Below are 20143 nucleotides of genomic sequence, written 5' to 3' on the forward strand. Positions count from 1 at the left end.
AAAAGACAATAGGTGGTGAGTTGGCATGCTGAAACCATTAAGTGAAAAACAGGCGAATCCGGATATTAAACCTTCCATTTTTTCATTGGAGCTTTCGGATTTACAAAATTGGCTCGAAGATATTCATGAACCAAAATTCAGAGCGGCTCAAATTTTTGATTGGTTATACACAAAACGTGTCACATCGTATGATGAAATGACCAATTTGCCAAAAGGATTAAGAGAAAAGCTGCAAGATGTTTTTTATATTGAACCGATGAAAGAAGTCGTTCGCCAGGAATCATCGGATGGAACGATCAAATTTTTATTTGAATTGCAAGACGGTTATTCGATTGAAACCGTATTAATGCGCCATAACTACGGCAACAGCGTTTGTGTGACAACACAGGTAGGATGTCGTCTTGGCTGTACATTTTGTGCATCAACACTTGGAGGCCTAAAAAGAAACCTGCACGCCGGGGAAATTGTTTCACAAGTCCTTCAAGTGCAACGGGCATTGGACGAAACGAATGAACGGGTCGATTCAATCGTCATTATGGGCATCGGTGAACCGTTTGATAATTTTGACGGGATGCTAAAGTTTTTAAAGATCGTTAACCATGATAAAGGTTTAAACATCGGGGCCCGGCATATTACGGTTTCGACGAGTGGAATTGTACCAGCCATTTATCAATTTGCTGACCAGGAAATGCAAATTAATTTTGCGATTTCCCTCCATGCACCGAATACAGAGCTCCGAAGCAAGCTTATGCCAGTCAATCGTTTGTATCCTTTAAATGAGTTAATGGATGCGATTCGATATTATATTAAAAAAACGGGAAGACGTGTCTCTTTTGAGTACGGTCTATTCGGCGGCGTCAATGACCAGGTTGAACATGCGGAAGAATTGGCTGAATTAATTAAAAATGTAAAATGCCATGTCAATTTAATTCCAGTCAACTATGTTCCGGAACGCAACTATGTCAGGACACCGAGGAAGCAAATCTTTAAATTTCTCGAGACGCTAAAAAAACGCGGGGTAAATGCTACGATTCGCCGCGAGCAAGGGCATGACATTGATGCGGCCTGCGGGCAGCTCCGGGCCAAGGAGCGTCAAGAAGAAACGAGGTGACTTTCATGAAGTATGCACTGAAAACTGATACAGGCAAAGTACGGCAGCATAACGAAGACAGCGGGGGAGTGTTCACGAAAGGTGAACACTTTCTTGCCATCGTTGCAGATGGCATGGGTGGACATAAGGCGGGAGACGTCGCCAGTTCAAAATCGGTTTCATTACTAAATGAAAAGTGGAAAGATACAGACTCAGGCGAAGTTGATACGCCGGAAAAAGCTGAAAAATGGCTGCTCGATGCGGTTGAAGATACGAATCAGAAGCTGTTTCAACATGCAAAAGAGAATAAAGAATGTGATGGAATGGGGACGACCTTAGTTGCAGCCATTTGTACCCCGGCGTCCGTTTCATTGTTACATATTGGAGATAGCCGTTGTTACCTTTTAAAACAAGGTTCATTAACTAAAATGACGGAAGATCATACACTTGTTAATGAACTTGTCCGTTCAGGGCAACTGTCTGAAGATGAAGCGGAGAACCATCCGAGGAAACATTGGATTTTGCGGGCGCTTGGCACGGAAGAAACGATCAATGTTGATCTTCTTTCGTTTACATGGGAAAAAGGCGATGTTGTCTTATTATGTTCTGATGGACTATCGAATAAAGTGTCTAGAGAAACGATGGAAGAAATGCTAAATAACGACCAATTGACGATACATGAACAAGTAGAGCGGCTCGTCAGCCTTGCGAATGAAGCTGGAGGTGAGGACAACATAACAATTGTCCTAATTTCCAATGATCGCGAAGAGCAAGAAAGGGAAGCTAAATGATTGGAAGAAGAATAAGTGGTCGTTATAAATTACTAGACATCATCGGTGATGGGGGAATGGCCATTGTCTATTGTGCTAAAGACTTAATCCTCGACCGAGATGTTGCCGTTAAAATTCTCCGGCCGGAGTTTTCTAGTGATGAAGAATTTATTAGAAGATTTAAAAGGGAAGCAGAAGCTGCGACAAGTTTAGACCATCCAAATATCGTTAATATTTTTGACGTCGGCGAAGAAAACAATACGTACTTTATTGTTATGGAGTACGTAAAGGGGAAAACATTAAAAGGCTACATTAAAGAACATGGCCGTCTTCCGGTTGATGAAGCAATCCGCATAATCAAACAGATTGCATCAGCAATGGCTGTTGCCCATCGCCATGGGATTATTCATCGGGATATAAAACCCCATAATATTTTAATAGACGAACAGGGAGTTGCGAAGGTAACCGATTTTGGCATCGCTCTTGCCATTACGTCCGCTACGATTACACATACGAATTCGGTTTTAGGCTCCGTCCATTATTTCTCTCCTGAACAGGCAAGAGGAGGGGGAGCAACCGCCAAATCCGATATTTATTCTTTAGGCATTGTCTTATTTGAAATGTTGACAGGATCTGTTCCATTTACAGGTGAATCTCCTGTTTCTGTCGCATTAAAACATTTGCAGGAAGAAATTCCTGAGCCGAGAGTATTAAATCCGGAGATTCCTCAAAGTGTTGAGAATATTATTTTGAAAGCACTGGCAAAAAATCCGTTGCAACGATATGAAAGTGCGGATGAATTGCTTGAAGACTTAGATACAGCTCTACTACCTGAACGTGTCAATGAAAATAAATGGCAATCGTATGATGACGAAGAGGATGTCACGCGCGTTATGACGCCTATTTCCAGCCCGCAGGCGAACACAACTGGTGCTGAAGTAGAGAAGATAGAGGAACAACCGGATAAGCCCGAGAAAAAAACGAAGAAAAAGAAGAAAAAATGGTGGCTTATCATCCTTCTTGCGGTGTTGCTAGTTGGAGGTTCAACCGTTGCTGCTTTTACCGTCTTTCCTAGCTTATTTGCTGTTAAAGAAGTTACTGTTCCAAATGTCGTAAATAAACCATATGAAGATGCTTTTGACGAACTTGCAAAGCATAAATTTAAAGTCAATCGAAAAATTCGTTATGATGATAAAGTGGCTCAGGGACATGTTATCAGCCAATCGCCGGGTGAAGGGACGAGCGCAAAAGAAGGAAGTTCCATTACCCTTTATGTTTCAAGAGGATTTAAAAAAGTAGATATGCTTGATGTTACAGGAATGAATATTGATTCAGCGAAAAAGCAGTTGGACGAGAATGGATATGACACGGATAATATTGAAGTCGTTCCGGTTGAATCTGAAGAAGTGGCAAAAGATAATATCATTTCACAAAAGCCTAAAAAGGGTGAAAAAGTAAATCCATCAGAGGATCCAATTATATTGCGAGTATCTAAGGGAGCCCCATCGATCCAATTGCCGAATTTTTACGATCAGTGGCAGAGCAGGGTGAAAGAATATACCGACAACAATGGTCTTAAAGTTGAATTCACTTATGAGTATTCGGATTCAGTAGAAAATGGAAAAGTCATCAATCAATCGCCATCGCCTTATACAAGCGTTGAAAAAGGGTCGACCATTAAAGTGACGATTTCAAAAGGCGAGGATCCTGAAAAAAAAACGAAACCAGATGGTAAAGATAAGGAAATTACATTCAATAATAAACTAAAAGTTGAAGTTTCAGATGAAGATAAAGGGAAAACATTCCATGTGAAAATTGTTTACAGTGATGCAAATGCCACAGACAGCGTGTTTAAAGAGGAAGATATAACGGAAACAACGGAGTATATGTTGCCGCTGACGGTTAAGCCTGATGGTGAAGCTTCTTATACCGTTTACTTGAACGATAAAAAAGTGGCTTCTAAAACATTTGATTATGAAGATGTGAAAAAAGGAAAGTTTAAAGGGAAACACGGTGATTAAAATGAGTGAAGGCAGAATTATAAAATCACTTGCAGGATTTTACTATGTTTTATCTGATGGGACAGTATTTCAGTGCAGAGGACGAGGGAATTTCCGCAAGAAAAAAATAAGCCCCCTTGTCGGTGACTGGGTGGAATTTGAATCATCGAGCGAGACGGATGGCTATATATTGGAGATAAAAGAACGGAAAAATGAGCTCATTCGCCCGCCCATATCAAATGTCGATCAGGCGATTCTTGTTTTTTCCGCCAATCGGCCTGATTTTAGTTCGCTTTTACTTGACCGTTTTCTCGTCCATATTGAAGCCAATGAGATTACACCGATCATTTGTATATCAAAAATTGACCTTCTCGATGAAAAAAAACTTGAAATAGAAGACTACATTAAAGAATATGAGAAATTGGGATACCATGTTTTAACCACTTCGACAATCCTGCATGTCGGTATGGATGAAGTGAAAAGCCTGTTTAAAGATCATATTACCGTTTTTGCCGGCCAGTCAGGAGTAGGCAAATCGTCTTTATTAAATGCGATCAATCCTAATTTGAATTTGGAGACGAACGACATTTCTCAATCATTGGGCAGAGGTAAACATACGACAAGGCATGTGGAACTTATTCCTTTCGGGGAAGGCCTTGTTGCTGACACTCCGGGATTTAGCTCACTCGATTTTATTAACATAGAGCCTGAAGAGCTATCGGATTATTTTCCAGAGATGAGGGACAGGCGGCCATCATGTAAATTCAGAGGCTGCACCCATAGTTCAGAGCCTAAATGCGCCGTTAAAGAAGCGGTGGCGGATGGAGCAATCGCAACATCCCGATATGAGCATTACCTGGAATTTTTACAAGAAATAAAAGAGCAAAAACGGAGGTACTGACATGATTAAAGTTGCACCATCCATACTTTCCGCAGATTTTGCAAAACTCGGGGAAGAAATTAAAAGAGTAGAAAACGCTGGAGCAGATTATATTCACATTGATGTAATGGATGGCCATTTCGTTCCAAATATTACGATGGGGCCCCTTATTGTGAGCGCCATTCGGCCGTTAACAGCGAAAACGCTGGATGTCCATTTAATGATCGAAAATCCCGATCGATACATTCCGGAGTTTGTTAAAGCGGGTGCCGATATTCTTTCTGTTCATGTGGAAGCTTGCCCGCACTTACACCGTACGATCCATTTAATTAAAGAACTTGGCGTAAAGCCAGGTGTCGTCATTAATCCGGCTACTCCTGTCGATACGATTCAACATGTTCTCAAAGATGTGGATCTTGTGCTCTTAATGACGGTGAACCCGGGCTTTGGCGGGCAGTCGTTTATCCATGACGTATTGCCGAAAATCAAAGCGGTAGCAACCATGGCTCGTGAACGTAATCTTACGATTGACATCGAAGTTGATGGCGGTGTCAACGCAGAAACGGCGAAACTGTGCGTGGAAGCTGGTGCGAACGTACTCGTCGCCGGTTCCGCCATTTACGGCAAAGAAGATGTAGAGCGTGCCATAGCTTCTATTCGCGGAAAATAAAAACAACCGGCATTTCATATGCCGGTTATTTATTAGGAGGGTCTTATCATGAATTCTCGGGTCGTTTTTTTAGCGGAAGTTGCAATTATGTCCGCTCTTTCGATCATTCTTGGCCTGATTAGCTTTAGAGGTTTATGGGCGCAGGGAGGATCGGTTTCACTAGAAATGATCCCCATTTTCTTAATGGCCTTTCGCAGGGGATTAAAAGGAGGGCTTTTAACAGGACTTGTTGTCGGGCTCTTGCAACTGCTCTTAAACCCTATTGCAGGAGCGCATCCTGTTTCCATTTTGCTTGATTACCCGCTGGCTTTCATGGCCGCAGGATTTGCCGGGCTTTTTTCCGTAGCTCCAAATGCAACTACGAAACAGCGAACGAAGTCTATTGTGTTCGGCATTATTTTCGGCAGTTTATTACGCCTTGTTTGCCATTATATTTCCGGTGTTGTCTTTTTTGGAAGCTATGCACCTGACAACATGAACCCATACATTTATTCTCTGCTCTACAATATATCGTACATGATTCCGGTAGCAATGATCACCCTTATCACTTTTCTATTTCTTACTAACACAGCTCCAAAAATCTTGCACGGATCAAATAAGGGAGTATCAAGCGCAGCATGATGATTTATATTGTGGCCGGAGGGCCGGTCCATCGTTTGCCGGATTTATCGCAAGTAAAACAGGAAAATACGGTCTGGGTCGGAGTGGACAGAGGTGTGTGGACATTATTGGAAAATGGAATCACTCCATCTTGTGCGTTCGGTGACTTTGATTCGATAACACGTACGGAAAAAGAAACGATTGAGGCGCGGGGGATAACAACATTTGTTTACCCTGACGAAAAAAATGAAACGGATTTGGAGCTTGCGCTTAACTGGGCGTTCGGGCAAACTCCTCAGGAAATTATTTTGCTCGGGGCAACGGGGGGACGATTGGATCATGAGTTAGTCAATGTTCAACTGTTGTTAAAAGGACTGGAAAACGGCATAAAGATGAGCATTGTCGATTCTCAGAACAAAATTGAATTATTTGCCCCGGGTGACTACATCATTGAAGGGGATGAATACTTTCGGTATATTTCTTTCCTTGCATTTACTAATATTGTCGAAGGAATTACCCTTTCCGGGTTTAAATACCCACTGGAAAATGCAACGCTTAAAAAAGGATCGACGCTTTGCATTTCAAACGAGCTTGTAAAGAAAAATGGTACTTATTCTTTCTCAAGCGGCATATTAATGATGATAAAGAGCCGTGATTCATAATACATCCTTAGATGGCAGGTCCATTGGTACGCTTTTTTTATAAGAGAATACATTAGTAGTGAATGTCTTATTATTTATACAGGGCCTGGAGGAGGGGGAAGATGAAGTTTTATACCATTAAGCTACCTAAGTTTTTAGGAGGATTTATACGGGCAATCTTAGGATCGATTAAAAAAGGGTAACACAAAAAAGCATCCTCTAATCGGATGCTTTTTTGCATTTAATAAAAAAACTGTGGCTAGCCACAGTTTTTTTATTAAACACGCTCAACTTTTCCAGACTTAAGTGCGCGAGCAGAAACGTATACACGCTTAGGCTTACCGTCTACTAAAATGCGAACTTTTTGAACGTTAACGCCCCAGCTTTTTTTAGATTTGTTCATTGCGTGAGAACGCTTATTTCCAGTTTTAGGACCCTTTCCAGTGATCACACATTTACGAGCCATAATCGTTGTACCTCCTTTATTACAGCAGATCGAAAAAACTTCAGTAGTATGTTAAATACTAACTAATAGTAGCATGAGAGGAGGAAGAATGCAATAGTTTAAATTAAGTATTTCAAGTAAAAATCCTTGACAATATTTTTATCCTTACTGTCTGGTAGCTTTTAAAAAAACATATTGTATAGTAAAATGAGTGTTAATCAATGGTTTCACGAAAGGGGTTCTATTCATGTCCATAGAAATTAAAAATAAGTATGGCCATATTGATATTTCGACTGAAGTTATCGCTGCCATTAGCGGAGGTGCAGCAATCGATTGTTATGGAATTGTGGGTATGGCGTCCCGTAAACAAATTAAAGATGGAATTACGGAACTGTTAGGCCGTGATAATTTTTCCCGTGGCATTGTCGTGCGTTTAGAAGAAGATGAGATTCATATTGATATGTACATTATCGTAAGCTATGGAACGAAAATTTCTGAAGTGGCTCATAATGTCCAAACAAAAGTAAAATATACGCTTGATCAAATGCTAGGATTATCGATTGATTCTGTAAATATTTTTGTCCAGGGTGTGAGGGTGACGACCCCATAGTTACGTTAGGAGGAAGCTTTAGTGTCTTTAAAGGTTTTAGACGGAAAAAAGTTTAGCGCTATGGTTCAACAGGGAGCAGCAAATTTAGCGAAAAATCGGGCGATGATTGACGCGCTTAACGTCTTTCCGGTTCCAGACGGTGATACCGGCACGAATATGAGTTTGACGATTGTGGCTGGAAGTAAGGAAGTTGAAAACAATCCATCGTCTGAGATCGGTATTATCGCAAACGCTTTCTCCCGCGGGCTATTAATGGGGGCGCGTGGGAATTCTGGAGTCATTTTATCCCAGCTATTTCGTGGTTTTGCAAAAGCGGTTGAAGGCAAAAAAACTCTTCTCTCGGTCGAATTTGCAAGAGCGTTTGAAAACGGAGTAGAGACGGCTTATAAAGCGGTAATGAAGCCTATTGAAGGGACCATTCTTACGGTTGCGAAAGATGCTGCGAGACATGCCGTAAAAATGGCTAAAAAAACGGACGACATTCATCTCGTTATGTCTGAAATTGTTCAAGAAGCCAAAAGATCGTTAAATCGGACACCCGACTTGCTGCCTGTTTTAAAGGAAGTCGGAGTTGTTGATTCAGGGGGCCAGGGCCTTGTAGCTGTTTATGAAGGATTTCTAAACGCACTGGAAGGTAAAGAACCGGCTGTTTCAGATAGCGCTCCATCGATGCAAGAAATGGTTAATAGCATGCATCATAAAGCACAGTTACATATGAAGACCGAAGATATTCAGTACGGCTATTGTACAGAGTTTATGGTAAAGCTCGATAAAAATAAAGCAAACAAATTATCGTTTAGCGAAGAACGTTTCCGGAATGAATTAAGCAGACACGGTGATTCTCTACTTGTCGTTAGCGATGATGAATTAGTAAAAGTGCATATTCATACTGAAAAACCGGGCGATATGCTAAACATTGGACAACGTTATGGTAGCCTTATTAACCTTAAAATTGAAAATATGAGAGAGCAGCATAGCGCAATCGTTGGCCAAGAATCGGCTGAACGTTCGAATGATCCGACATTCAAGCAAGAAAAGAAAGCGTATGGGATCGTTACAGTTGCGATGGGGAGCGGGATACGAGATTTGTTTCAATCACTCGGGGCAAGTAGCGTATTAGAAGGTGGCCAAACGATGAATCCGAGCACGGAAGACATTGCACGTGCAATTAGCGGTACACATGCAAAAACCGTATTTGTCTTGCCGAATAATAGCAATATCATTATGGCTGCAGAACAAGCGGCGAGCGTAGTTGATGAGGAAGTTGTGATCATCCCGACGAAAACGATACCTCAGGGAATTGCGGCATTGCTCGCTTTCAATCCGTCAGATAATACTGCCGCCAATCAAAGCAAAATGGCAAATGCTATACATGAGGTTAAAACAGGGCAAGTCACGGTTGCCGTAAGGAACACTTCTATAGAAGGCGTCGAAATAAAAAAAGGCGATTATATGGGAATTCAAGACGGCAAAATCATTGCATCAAAAGAAGAAAAACATGAAGCGGCAATCGAATTAGTAAAGCAGATGATTGATGACGATTCGGAAATTGTATCCATTTTTGCAGGGGAAGATGCAACCGAAGAACAGACGGATCAGCTCGTATCGTTTATAGAAGAACAGTTCCCGGATTTGGAAGTGGAAGTCCATTCAGGAAAGCAGCCGATTTACGATTATATTATTTCAGTTGAATAAACAAACTATATTCTCTCTCTTGCTGATATGTTACAGTATGGGGGGGAATATTTTTAATTTATTCAGAGCAATAGAAAACCAGGTTTTTTCGCCATATCCAACTAGCGAATGCCGACGTTTCAGGGAGGTTTATACACCAACAGTGAGTATCGATCAATTGCCGGTAACAAGCATCCAGGGAATCGGAGAAAGCAAGGCGGAAGATTTGAAACTACTAGGAGTATCCACCGTCAAGGACTTGCTTGAATATTTACCATACCGCTATGAAGACCATCAGTTAAAAGATTTACGAGATGTTAAGCATGAAGAAAAGGCTACGTTAGAAGGGAAGGTTCATAGCGAGCCTTCTCTAGCCTTTTACTCAAGGAAAAAATCAAAATTAAGTGTTAAAGTGCTTGTTGGGCGATATTTGATTACCGTCGTATTTTTTAACCGTGCCTATTTGAAAAAACAATTATCCCCCGGAGCGACGATTACCGTAACGGGAAAATGGGATATACATCGGATGACGCTAACCGCAAGCGACGTTAAGTTCGGCGTCCAGCCACAGGACGAAAGCATCGATCCGGTTTATTCGGTTAAAGGAACGATTCATATGAAGAGCTTACGGAGAATGATCAAGCAAGGTTTCGTCCAGTTTGGCCGGGATATTGAAGAATTACTCCCGCCTGAACTTCTGGAGTCATACCGGCTTCTTCCAAGAAATAGGGCTTTATATTGGCTGCATTTTCCTAAAAATTATACGATCTTAAAACAGGCAAGAAGAAGAATGGTTTATGAGGAATTACTTTTGTTCCAATTAAAGATGCAAGCGTTTAGAAAAGTCAATCGAGAGCAATCAAAGGGAGAAGCAAAGCTTTTTTCTAAAGAAAATGTGGATGAATTTATTTCATCTCTCCCTTTTCCATTGACAAAGGCGCAAAAAAGGGTCACAGATGAAATATTGCGCGACCTCAAATCGAGCTATCGAATGAATCGGCTCCTTCAAGGTGATGTTGGTTCAGGAAAAACGGTAGTTGCTGCTATTTGTTTATTTGCTGCAGCAAACAGCCATTTTCAGGGGGCTTTAATGGTACCAACTGAAATATTGGCCGAACAGCATTACCAGTCGCTTGTCGATTTTTTGTCCAGGCATGATATTACCGTAGAATTGTTAACAAGCTCAATTAAAGGCAAAAGACGAGCCGAAATTTTAGATCAGCTTGCAGATGGCAAAATCGATATATTGGTTGGAACACATGCGTTAATCCAAGAGGAGGTCGAATTTAAGCGGCTCGGACTCGTCATTACAGATGAACAGCACCGTTTTGGCGTTGGCCAGCGGAGGATTTTAAGAGAAAAAGGCCTTGATCCTGACGTCTTGTTTATGACCGCCACGCCAATTCCAAGAACGCTTGCGATTTCTGTATTTGGCGATATGGATGTCTCAACGATTGATGAAATGCCTGCTGGAAGAAAAACGATTGAAACCTATTGGACGAAGCATACAAGCTTAGACCGGGTGCTCGCGTTTGTGGAAAAAGAGCTGAAAAAAGGAAGGCAGGCGTATGTGATCTGTCCTCTTATTGAAGAATCGGAAAAACTTGATGTGCAAAATGCAATTGATGTCCACTTTCAACTTAGCCAATATTTCACATCATACCAAATCGGGTTAATGCATGGCCGCCTTCATCCATCAGAAAAAGAAGAAGTAATGAAAAAGTTTGCTGAAAACCAATGTCAAATTCTTGTTTCAACCACCGTAGTGGAAGTCGGGGTAAATGTTCCCAATGCGACAGTTATGGTCATTTATGATGCCGAACGATTCGGCCTTTCGCAGCTTCATCAGCTTCGTGGAAGGGTAGGTCGTGGAAGAGACCAATCGTATTGCTTTTTAATTGCCGATCCAAAGTCCGATGAGGGGAAAGAAAGGATGAGGATCATGACTGAAACAAATGACGGCTTTGCCCTTTCGGAAAAAGATCTTGAGCTGCGCGGGCCGGGAGATTTTTTTGGCCATAAACAAAGCGGTCTTCCGGATTTTAAAATGGCGGACATCGTTCATGATTACAGAGTTCTTGAAGTAGCGAGACAAGATGCTGCAAAACTCATACATTCAGAGCGCTTTTGGGTAGCGCCCGAATATAAGCCGTTAAGAGAGTATATGGAGAAAGAAGGAATATTAAATAGAGAGCGCCTTGATTAAAGAAGACATTCTTGAATAATAAGAACTGCTATTATATACTACTATTAGTACCTGCTCCTAAATGCTCTATAGTAGATTTTTCGGACGGTGTAATTATGAGACGAAGCAAAAAGGAAAGACAAGCATTATTAAAAACGACGATAAAGGACACTCCGTTTATTACAGACGAAGATTTGGCAGAAAAATTCGGGGTAAGTGTACAAACGATACGGCTGGACAGGCTTGAACTATCGATTCCTGAATTAAGAGAACGGATCAAACATGTTGCGCAAAAACAATTGGATGAAGTAAAGGCGCTCTCGATCGAAGAAGTGATCGGAGAAATTATCGATCTCCAATTGGATGAAACAGCCATATCGATTCTTGATATAAAACAAGAGCACGTGTTTTCCCGAAATAAGATTGCACGTGGCCATCACCTATTTGCTCAGGCCAATTCACTTGCCGTTGCCATTATTAATGATCAGTTAGCCTTAACTGCGAAAGCAAATATTCGTTTTATGAGACAAGTCATGGAAGGTGAACGGGTTGTTGCAAAAGCGAGAGTGCTGAAAATCGAAGAAGACAGGACAACCGTAGAAGTCACCAGTTATGTGGATCAAGAGCCAGTATTTTCCGGCGAATTTATCATGTTCCGCTCCACAAATGATGCAAAGGAAGGAAATACATAAATGAGAATTGCAATTGACGCCATGGGTGGAGATCACGCACCAGAGGTCATTATAAAAGGAGTAATGAAAGCTGTTCGCGAATTTTCCGATCTGAAATTTACGTTGATCGGGAGCGAACCTGATATTAAAAGGCATTTAACAAGCCCTCAAAATATTGACATTATCCATACGGATGAAAAAATCAATAGCGATGATGAACCGGTGCGTGCTGTTCGCCAAAAGAAAAATTCATCAATGATACTTAGCGCGAAAGAAGTGAAAGAACAACGTGCCGATGCCTGCATTTCGGCCGGAAATACGGGAGCGTTAATGGCTGCCGGCTTGTTTGTTGTAGGGAGAATAAAAGGAGTCGATCGCCCGGCTCTTTCTCCAACGTTGCCGACAATCGACGGCAGAGGATTTTTGCTGCTCGATGCCGGAGCGAATATGGATGCTAAGCCTGAACACCTGCTGCAGTATGCGATCATGGGTTCAACTTATGCAGAACAAGTTCGGGGAATCGAAAATCCGAAAGTTGGTTTGCTGAATGTCGGCACGGAAAATGAAAAGGGAAATGCATTATGCAAGGCTACTTTTCCACTTTTGAAAGAGGCCCCCATTTCTTTTATCGGTAATGTTGAAGCGAGAGATTTAACCAATGGTGTTTGTGATGTCGTTGTCTGTGACGGGTTTGCCGGAAACCTTACGTTGAAAGCAATGGAAGGCACAGCGATGATGGTCATGAATGTATTGAAAAGAGAATTGACATCGAATGCTTTAAGCAAATTTGCTGCTCTTCTTTTAAAGCCACGCTTTAAAGCGATCAAAGAAGTTATGGATTATTCCGAGTATGGCGGGGCACTTCTTTTCGGTCTGGCAGCCCCGGTTATTAAGGCGCATGGTTCGGCTGACGAAAATGCAATTTTTCATACGATCCGCCAAACAAAAGCAATGGTCGAGAAAAATGTCGTGCCGATCATTACGGAAAAAATGCAAGAATTGAAACTAAAAGAAAGCCAGGAGGAACAATAATGGGTAAAATCGCTTTTCTTTTTCCAGGACAGGGTTCGCAGACTGTCGGTATGGGATTAGACCTTTATGAATCTTTTAGTGAGGCGAAAAAGATTTTTGATGCGGCGGATGCAAGGTTAGGTTTTTCGCTATCGTCCATAATTTTTAATGGGCCTGATGAAACATTAAAATTAACTGAAAATACACAGCCTGCCCTTTTAACAACAAGTATTGCTATTTTAGAAGTACTTAAACAATATGGGATTCAAGCGGATTTCACTGCCGGACATAGTCTTGGAGAATATTCGGCCCTTGTTGCGAGCGGCAGCCTTTCGTTCGAGGATGCGGTATATGCTGTTAGACAGCGTGGCCTTTTTATGGAAGAAGCTGTACCCGCAGGAGTTGGCACAATGGCAGCAGTTCTTGGCATGGATCAAGCAGCGCTTAAAGCGATCACCGATGACGTTTCGGGAAATGGAACGGTTGTTCAAATTGCCAACTTAAATTGTCCGGGTCAGATTGTCATCTCAGGAACAGCAGAAGGCGTACAAATTGCCTCCGGACGAGCAAAGGAAGAGGGGGCGAAAGTTATTCCGCTTCAAGTGAGTGGGCCTTTCCATTCTTCATTAATGAAGCCGGCTGCCGAAAAGATGCATAATGTGCTTAAAGAAATTGAAATTCGTGACGCGAATATCCCTGTTATCGCGAACGTGACAGCAAAATCAGTAACGGCAGCAAGTGAAATTGAAGAAAAACTCGTCGAGCAAATCTTTTCTCCGGTTCGCTGGGAAGAGACCGTTCAAGAATTGCTTGATTTAGGTGTTGATACATTTATTGAAATTGGTCCGGGCAAAGTATTGTCAGGACTTGTGAAAAAAGTGCACCGCCGCGCCATTACAATTCCGATTGGCGATCATGCGACACTTGAAGCGGCTGTTAAAAAGTTGAAGGGAGAATAAACATATGTTAAATGGAAAGACGGCACTTGTTACCGGAGCATCTCGCGGCATCGGCCGTTCCATCGCGCTCCACCTTGCGAAAGCAGGTGCGAAAATTGCGGTAAATTATTCGGGCAGTGAAGCAAAGGCAAATGAAGTGGTCGATGAAATTCGCGCGCATGGCGGGGAGGCTATTGCCATCCAGGCCGATGTTTCGAATAGCGAATCAGTGAATAGTATGATCAAACAAGTGATTGATGAATTCGGTTCACTCGATATTCTTGTAAATAACGCAGGAATTACCCGCGATAATTTGCTTATGCGGATGAAGGAAGAAGAATGGGACGCCGTAATCAATACAAACTTAAAAGGAGTATTCCTTTGTACGAAAGCAGTGTCCCGCCAAATGATGAAACAGCGAAGCGGCAGAATTATCAACATTGCTTCCATCGTCGGTGTGGCTGGCAATCCAGGACAGGCCAATTATGTGGCGGCCAAAGCCGGGGTCATTGGCCTGACGAAGACGGCTGCAAAAGAGCTGGCAAGCCGAAACATTACGGTGAATAGCATTGCCCCGGGGTTTATCGAAACCGATATGACACATGTTCTTGAAGAAACAGTTAAATCTGAAATGTTAAAGACGATTCCGCTTGCCCGTTTCGGCCAGCCGGACGATATCGCCGCGCTTGTCGTTTTTCTAGCATCAGACAACAGCGGTTATATTACAGGGCAAACGATCCATGTTGACGGTGGAATGGTAATGTAACTAGCAAGATGGCTAGAGCAATTTTTCCTAGTTTTTTTATGAAAAATAACATATACTATTGAAAGGAGGTGACAAGCATGGCAGACGTTTTAGAAAGAGTTTCAAAGATTGTCGTTGACCGTCTTGGTGTTGACGCTTCAGAAGTGAAGCCTGAAGCTTCTTTTAAAGAAGATCTTGGTGCGGATTCTTTAGATGTTGTGGAACTTGTTATGGAATTAGAAGACGAATTTGATATGGAAATTTCCGATGAGGATGCTGAAAAAATTACAACAGTTGGTGATGTTGTAAATTACATAAACAGCCACAACAAATAAGTTTAGATCAAAAAGTCCCGTAATTCGTTACGGGACTTTATTTCCTTAAGGCTTTTTACAGGCCGTTTTTATGCGGGAGGAAATTATGACCAATTCAAAAAAACAACCGTCAATTAAAAAACATACGAAAAACCGATATAAGCACCATATTCGCAAAACAATGGATGACCGGGCAAGAAAACAAAAGGTTGAACCTGTGCAAGAGCGCATCAATATTACATTTAATAATGTGAACTTGCTCGTTCAGGCATTTACCCATTCATCATATGTGAATGAGCATCGGGGACGTCCTCACGAAGACAATGAGCGCCTTGAATTTTTGGGAGATGCTGTTTTGGAATTAACGATTTCCCAATACCTTTATACGAAATTCCCGACAATGAGCGAAGGGGAATTAACGAAGCTTCGCGCGGCGATTGTTTGTGAACCGTCACTTGTTAAGTTCGCAAACGATCTTCATTTTGGCGAGTATGTTCTGTTAGGCAAGGGAGAAGAACATACTGGCGGGAGAACAAGGCCGGCGCTGCTTGCTGATGTTTTTGAAGCGTTTATCGGTGCTTTGTATTTGGACCAGGGAATTGATAAAGTCATCGAATTTTTGGATCAACATGTTGTTCCTAAAATAAACGAAGGTGCTTTTTCTCATGTGATGGATTTTAAAAGTCAACTGCAAGAATATGTTCAACGTGAAGGCATAGGAACGATCGATTATAAAATCGTTCAAGAGAAAGGTCCCGCGCATAATCGGGAATTTGTTTCAGAGGTGCGTCTTAACAATGAAACGTTTGGCATTGGTTTTGGACGTTCGAAGAAAGAAGCGGAACAGCATGCGGCTCAAGAAGCCATTCAAAAAATCAATCAACAATAAAAACACCCGCAATGGGTGTTTTCATTATCTTCAAGAATCTTATTTTGCTTTTAGTGAGCCAAGCTCCTCAACGATTCCTTCTAAATCTCTTACAGTAAAGCCTGGCATTTTCATGACGACATCGTATAATTCTTTAATTTCATCATATTGTTCTAATTTGTAATCTACTGCCTGTATAATACCGGAGTTAACAAGCTGAAGCTTCTTTTTCATTTGTTCAATCATAAATTCCATATTTTCTAAACTTCTAGTGGATAAATCCAAAAAGTAACACCCTTTCTCGCCACATTTGTTCTTACAATTATACCTTCAAACGTCTTGTAAATCTATGATAAAATAAACAAGTTAACATACATAAGAAAAAAAGTGCGGCAAATAAAGGTATAAGACAAGAAAATGTTTTCGTTTAATGCCGCAAGTCAAAGGGGGATAATTGAATGTTCCTCAAACGTTTGGATGTTGTAGGATTTAAATCGTTTGCAGAGCGAATCAATATAGAGTTTGTTCCCGGTGTGACAGCTGTTGTCGGACCGAATGGAAGCGGAAAAAGCAATATATCGGATGCCGTCAGATGGGTCCTTGGCGAACAATCTGCTAAATCGCTTCGTGGCTCTAAGATGGAGGACATTATATTTGCGGGAAGCGATCATCGAAAGCCGTTAAATGTAGCTGAGGTAACATTAACGTTAGATAACGAGGATCAGCATCTGCCGATTGATTATAATGAAGTAAGTGTAACAAGGCGGGTTTACCGGTCGGGGGAAAGTGAATATTTAATTAATAAACAGCAATGCCGTCTAAAAGACATCGTTGAACTGTTCATGGATTCAGGTCTCGGCAAGGAAGCGTATTCCATTATCGGCCAGGGAAAGATAGAGGAAATTTTAAGTAGTAGAGCGGAGGACCGGAGGAAAATTTTCGAGGAAGCAGCCGGTGTTTTAAAATATAAAATACGAAAGCAAAAAGCCGAACAAAAGCTTGAAGAGACACAGGATAATTTAAATCGGGTTGAAGATATCCTGCATGAATTGGAAGGGCAAGTTGAACCATTGAAAATCCAGGCTTCGATCGCAAAAGACTACCTTGAAAAAAAAGAAGAGCTAAAACAAATCGAAGTAGCGCTAATTGTGCACGAAATAGAGGAACTGCATGAACGGTGGGAAAAACAATCGATCCGGCTTGATGAGTTAAAAGACAAGGAAAACCATTTGGCCACTGAAGTGAAAAACGAGGAAACCTTTCTTGAACAAATACGTACCGAAATCCAAACGTTGGATGCCTCCATCGACCAGTTGCAGCAATCATTGCTATCGGTCAGTGAAGAACTTGAAAAATTTGAAGGAAAGCGCGAAGTTTTAAAAGAACGAAAGAAAAACTATTTTCAAAACAAAGAAACGTTAAAGCAGCAAATCAACGGATTGAAAAAAAAGAAGGAAGAATTAACGTCTGTTTTAAATACGGAATCCGCACAATTAAAAAAGAAAACAGGGCTACTCAAGTCGTTAAAGGATAAGCTCAAAAAAGAAGAAGAACGTCTTGCGCTTATTGAAATGGATTTAGAAACGGAACTAGAACGTCTTAAAGGCGAATATATCGAACGGTTAAACGAGCAGGCTGCAATAAAAAATGAAATCAGGTATTTAACGGACCAGCAAAATCAACAACAGATGAAGAGTTCACGGCTGGATCGCGAGCATGAAGAATACCTTCAAGAAAGAAAAGTGGTCGATCAGCAAAAACGTGAATTGCTTGGGAAAATCAAAGAGGCTGAAATAGAAATTGAAAAACGGATTACAGCGTACAACAATGTCAAAAAAGAGCTTGGAGAAAAAGAGCGCAAGTATGAAAGAAAACAAAGCGACCTTTACCAGGCATATAAATTTATTCAGCAATTTCAATCAAAAAAAGAAATGCTTGAATCGATGCAAGATGAATACGCCGGGTTCTTTCAAGGAGTAAAAGAGGTTTTAAAAGCAAAAAGTACATCTCTTTCCGGGATAGAAGGAGCCGTAGCGGAGCTTATCACAGTCCCGGCTCATCTGGAGGCCGCTATTGAAACGGCATTAGGCGGCGCCATGCAGCATATTGTTGTTGAATCAGAAAAGGATGCCATGAGCGCGATCGCTTTTTTGAAAAAAAAGCGGGTTGGACGAGCTACATTTTTGCCGTTATCTGTTATGAAGAAAAAAGATTTTCCCGAACATCAGCTTAAGAATTTATCCACTCACCGCGAGTTTATCGGCATTGCATCAAATCTTATTTCTTATAGCGATCGTTATGCTTCAGTGGTTTCCAATTTGCTCGGGAATATTATCATTGCCCAATCTATAGAAGGAGCAAATGAATTGGCAAAAATGACAAATTACCGTTATCGGATCGTGACGATAGAAGGTGATGTGGTCGCCCCGGGCGGATCGATGACCGGTGGAAGCGTCAAGCAAAAAAGCTATTCTCTCCTCGGCAGGCAACGGGAGCTTGAGTCGATTACAGAAAAATTGACAGCTATGGAAGGCCAAACACGAAAATTGGAAGAAAGTGTAAAAACATTAAAAGAGGAAATCAACAACTTAAAAGAAAAGCTCGAACAATTAAGAGAAGAAGGAAGTAACAGCCGTCTTTACCAGCAATCGCTCCAAAGCAACCTGAGAGAAATTGAAATAGAAGAAAAAAATGTGAACGAACGTTTAAGACTGTATGACAGGGAAAAAAATTCGTTCCATTCAGAGCAAACAACCATCCAGGAGCGGATAAAGGAACTGGAAGGCAAACTAGTACAGATAACGGGCAATATCAATGAGCTTGAGAGGAATATTGAACATCTTGGCGAAAAGAAAAAAATTCAGGCAACGTCCAAAGAGGAAATTCACCAGGCGACAGTTTCTTTTAAAATTAAGATTGCTGAAGTTGAACAGCAAGTATCCAACCAGAAGGATAATCTTGAACGTCTCAACCAGGAATTAAAAGAAATTGATCAGGAATTAAAAGAAAGTGAAGAAGATTATTGGCTGTTGGAAGAGGAAATGGATAGCAGTTCTTCCGGTGAGGAATCGCTTGATTCGCAAATTAAGGAAAAGCGAAAGGAAAAACAGAGGGCGCTTGAACTTATAACTTCGAAAAGACAAGAGCGGAAGTCTTTATATGAAAAGGTCGAAGAGAAGGAGTGCAGGTTGAAAGAATCAAAACGGCTCTTAAAGCAACTCAGTGATGGGCTTCGCGAGGAGGAAGTAACGATCAATCGCCTTGATGTCGAACTCGAAAATCGACTTGCCCGCTTAAGAGAGGAATATGAACTGTCATTTGAAGGGGCGAAAGAAAAGTTTACTTTATCGGTCGAAGCTAATGAAGCACGCAAAAAGGTAAAATTAATTAAGCTTTCGATTGATGAATTAGGAACTGTAAACCTCGGGGCAATTGAAGAATATGAACGGGTCGCAGAACGTTATGAGTTTTTAAAAGGGCAAAGGGACGATCTAACCGAAGCGAAAGAAACGCTCTATCATGTCATTCACGAAATGGACGAAGAGATGAAGAAACGGTTTGAAGAAACATTTACCAATATACGCTCGCATTTCAGCAGCATCTTTAAAGAATTATTTGGCGGCGGGCGAGCGGATCTTTCACTTTCAGACCCTGATCATTTACTAACAACGGGTGTCGACATTTTCGCTCAGCCACCGGGGAAAAAATTGCAGCACCTTGCCTTATTGTCAGGGGGCGAACGGGCGCTGACGGCAATCAGTTTATTGTTTGCGATTTTAAAAGTAAGGCCTGTCCCATTTTGCATATTAGATGAAGTAGAAGCGGCTCTTGATGATGCCAATGTAAGCCGATATGCAGCCTATTTGCGTGAGTTCAGCAAAGAAACGCAGTTTATCGTTGTCACACATCGAAAAGGAACAATGGAAGAAGCTGATGTGTTGTATGGAGTAACAATGCAGGAATCTGGAGTATCAAAGCTTGTCTCGGTAAGATTGGAAGAGACGAAAGAATTGGTAGGCAATATGAACTAG

General features: G+C 41.5%; 20 protein-coding genes. 18 read left to right on the forward strand and 2 right to left on the reverse strand.

Translation table 11 applies throughout. The features are described 5' to 3' along the window. The first annotated feature begins 25 nt into the window (after window positions 1–25). The 8 genes from rlmN to spoVM all read left to right on the forward strand — a co-directional run bounded on the left by rlmN (window position 26) and on the right by spoVM (window position 6854). A complete protein-coding gene (rlmN, locus tag WD019_RS01430) occupies window positions 26–1111 on the forward strand; it encodes a 23S rRNA (adenine(2503)-C(2))-methyltransferase RlmN (RefSeq protein ID WP_026675919.1) in 1086 nt (361 codons plus the stop codon). Window positions 1112–1116: 5 nt separating this feature from the next. Next, a complete protein-coding gene (locus WD019_RS01435; RefSeq protein WP_425710430.1) occupies window positions 1117–1881 on the forward strand; it encodes a Stp1/IreP family PP2C-type Ser/Thr phosphatase in 765 nt (254 codons plus the stop codon). After that, window positions 1878–3881 (forward strand): Stk1 family PASTA domain-containing Ser/Thr kinase, encoded by a 2004-nt coding sequence (pknB, locus tag WD019_RS01440; protein ID WP_425710431.1) that lies wholly within the window; start codon window positions 1878–1880, stop codon window positions 3879–3881. The genes WD019_RS01435 and pknB overlap by 4 nt, the downstream gene beginning before the upstream one ends. Window position 3882: 1 nt before the next feature. Continuing rightward, window positions 3883–4761, forward strand: coding sequence for a ribosome small subunit-dependent GTPase A (gene rsgA / locus WD019_RS01445; protein ID WP_425710432.1), 879 nt, complete (start codon window positions 3883–3885; stop codon window positions 4759–4761). A 1-nt stretch (window position 4762) separates the two neighbouring features. Further along, a complete protein-coding gene (gene rpe, locus WD019_RS01450) occupies window positions 4763–5410 on the forward strand; it encodes a ribulose-phosphate 3-epimerase (protein WP_425710433.1) in 648 nt (215 codons plus the stop codon). 48 nt (window positions 5411–5458) lie between these two features. Continuing rightward, window positions 5459–6031 (forward strand): energy-coupled thiamine transporter ThiT, encoded by a 573-nt coding sequence (gene thiT / locus WD019_RS01455; protein WP_425710434.1) that lies wholly within the window; start codon window positions 5459–5461, stop codon window positions 6029–6031. Further along, on the forward strand, window positions 6028–6672 hold the full coding sequence (locus tag WD019_RS01460; RefSeq protein WP_425710435.1) for a thiamine diphosphokinase: 645 nt from the start codon (window positions 6028–6030) through the stop codon (window positions 6670–6672). The genes thiT and WD019_RS01460 overlap by 4 nt, the downstream gene beginning before the upstream one ends. Before the next feature lie 101 nt (window positions 6673–6773). Then, window positions 6774–6854, forward strand: a complete 81-nt coding sequence (gene spoVM, locus WD019_RS01465; RefSeq protein ID WP_035349723.1) for a stage V sporulation protein SpoVM — start codon at window positions 6774–6776, stop codon at window positions 6852–6854. A 74-nt stretch (window positions 6855–6928) separates the two neighbouring features. Here spoVM and rpmB read toward each other — a convergent pair whose 3' ends face one another. Next, window positions 6929–7117, reverse strand: a complete 189-nt coding sequence (gene rpmB, locus WD019_RS01470; protein ID WP_026675912.1) for a 50S ribosomal protein L28 — start codon at window positions 7115–7117, stop codon at window positions 6929–6931. A gap of 226 nt (window positions 7118–7343) precedes the next feature. On the opposite strand from rpmB, the gene WD019_RS01475 reads away from it, so the two are divergent. The 9 genes from WD019_RS01475 to rnc all read left to right on the forward strand — a co-directional run bounded on the left by WD019_RS01475 (window position 7344) and on the right by rnc (window position 16133). Beyond that, a complete protein-coding gene (locus tag WD019_RS01475; RefSeq protein WP_026675911.1) occupies window positions 7344–7706 on the forward strand; it encodes an Asp23/Gls24 family envelope stress response protein in 363 nt (120 codons plus the stop codon). A gap of 21 nt (window positions 7707–7727) precedes the next feature. Further along, complete coding sequence (locus tag WD019_RS01480; protein ID WP_425710436.1) at window positions 7728–9401, forward strand: DAK2 domain-containing protein; 1674 nt, start codon at window positions 7728–7730, stop codon at window positions 9399–9401. Window positions 9402–9543: 142 nt separating this feature from the next. After that, window positions 9544–11586, forward strand: a complete 2043-nt coding sequence (gene recG / locus WD019_RS01485) for an ATP-dependent DNA helicase RecG (RefSeq protein WP_425710437.1) — start codon at window positions 9544–9546, stop codon at window positions 11584–11586. A 95-nt stretch (window positions 11587–11681) separates the two neighbouring features. Beyond that, window positions 11682–12257 carry a transcription factor FapR gene (fapR, locus tag WD019_RS01490; RefSeq protein ID WP_026675908.1) on the forward strand — a complete coding sequence of 192 codons (576 nt, stop codon included), beginning with the start codon at window positions 11682–11684 and terminating at the stop codon, window positions 12255–12257. Next, window positions 12258–13268, forward strand: coding sequence for a phosphate acyltransferase PlsX (gene plsX / locus WD019_RS01495; protein ID WP_026675907.1), 1011 nt, complete (start codon window positions 12258–12260; stop codon window positions 13266–13268). Then, the gene (gene fabD, locus WD019_RS01500; RefSeq protein WP_026675906.1) at window positions 13268–14206 is read left to right on the forward strand and encodes an ACP S-malonyltransferase; all 939 of its coding nucleotides are present in this window, start codon (window positions 13268–13270) and stop codon (window positions 14204–14206) included. The genes plsX and fabD overlap by 1 nt, the downstream gene beginning before the upstream one ends. A gap of 4 nt (window positions 14207–14210) precedes the next feature. Beyond that, window positions 14211–14951, forward strand: coding sequence for a 3-oxoacyl-[acyl-carrier-protein] reductase (gene fabG, locus WD019_RS01505; RefSeq protein WP_026675905.1), 741 nt, complete (start codon window positions 14211–14213; stop codon window positions 14949–14951). A gap of 77 nt (window positions 14952–15028) precedes the next feature. Further along, on the forward strand, window positions 15029–15265 hold the full coding sequence (gene acpP / locus WD019_RS01510; RefSeq protein WP_026675904.1) for an acyl carrier protein: 237 nt from the start codon (window positions 15029–15031) through the stop codon (window positions 15263–15265). Window positions 15266–15425: 160 nt separating this feature from the next. Next, complete coding sequence (gene rnc, locus WD019_RS01515) at window positions 15426–16133, forward strand: ribonuclease III (protein WP_035349844.1); 708 nt, start codon at window positions 15426–15428, stop codon at window positions 16131–16133. Between the two features lie 39 nt (window positions 16134–16172). Here rnc and WD019_RS01520 read toward each other — a convergent pair whose 3' ends face one another. Beyond that, window positions 16173–16397: a DUF1128 domain-containing protein gene (locus WD019_RS01520; protein ID WP_026675902.1), complete on the reverse strand. Its 225-nt coding sequence runs from the start codon at window positions 16395–16397 to the stop codon at window positions 16173–16175. Window positions 16398–16570: 173 nt separating this feature from the next. Here WD019_RS01520 and smc point away from each other — a divergent pair, with 173 nt between their 5' ends. Continuing rightward, a complete protein-coding gene (smc, locus tag WD019_RS01525; RefSeq protein ID WP_425710438.1) occupies window positions 16571–20143 on the forward strand; it encodes a chromosome segregation protein SMC in 3573 nt (1190 codons plus the stop codon).

The sequence above is a fragment of the Fictibacillus sp. Mic-4 genome (genome assembly GCF_049843615.1).
Taxonomy (GTDB): Bacteria; Bacillota; Bacilli; order Bacillales; family Fictibacillaceae; genus Fictibacillus_A; species Fictibacillus_A gelatini.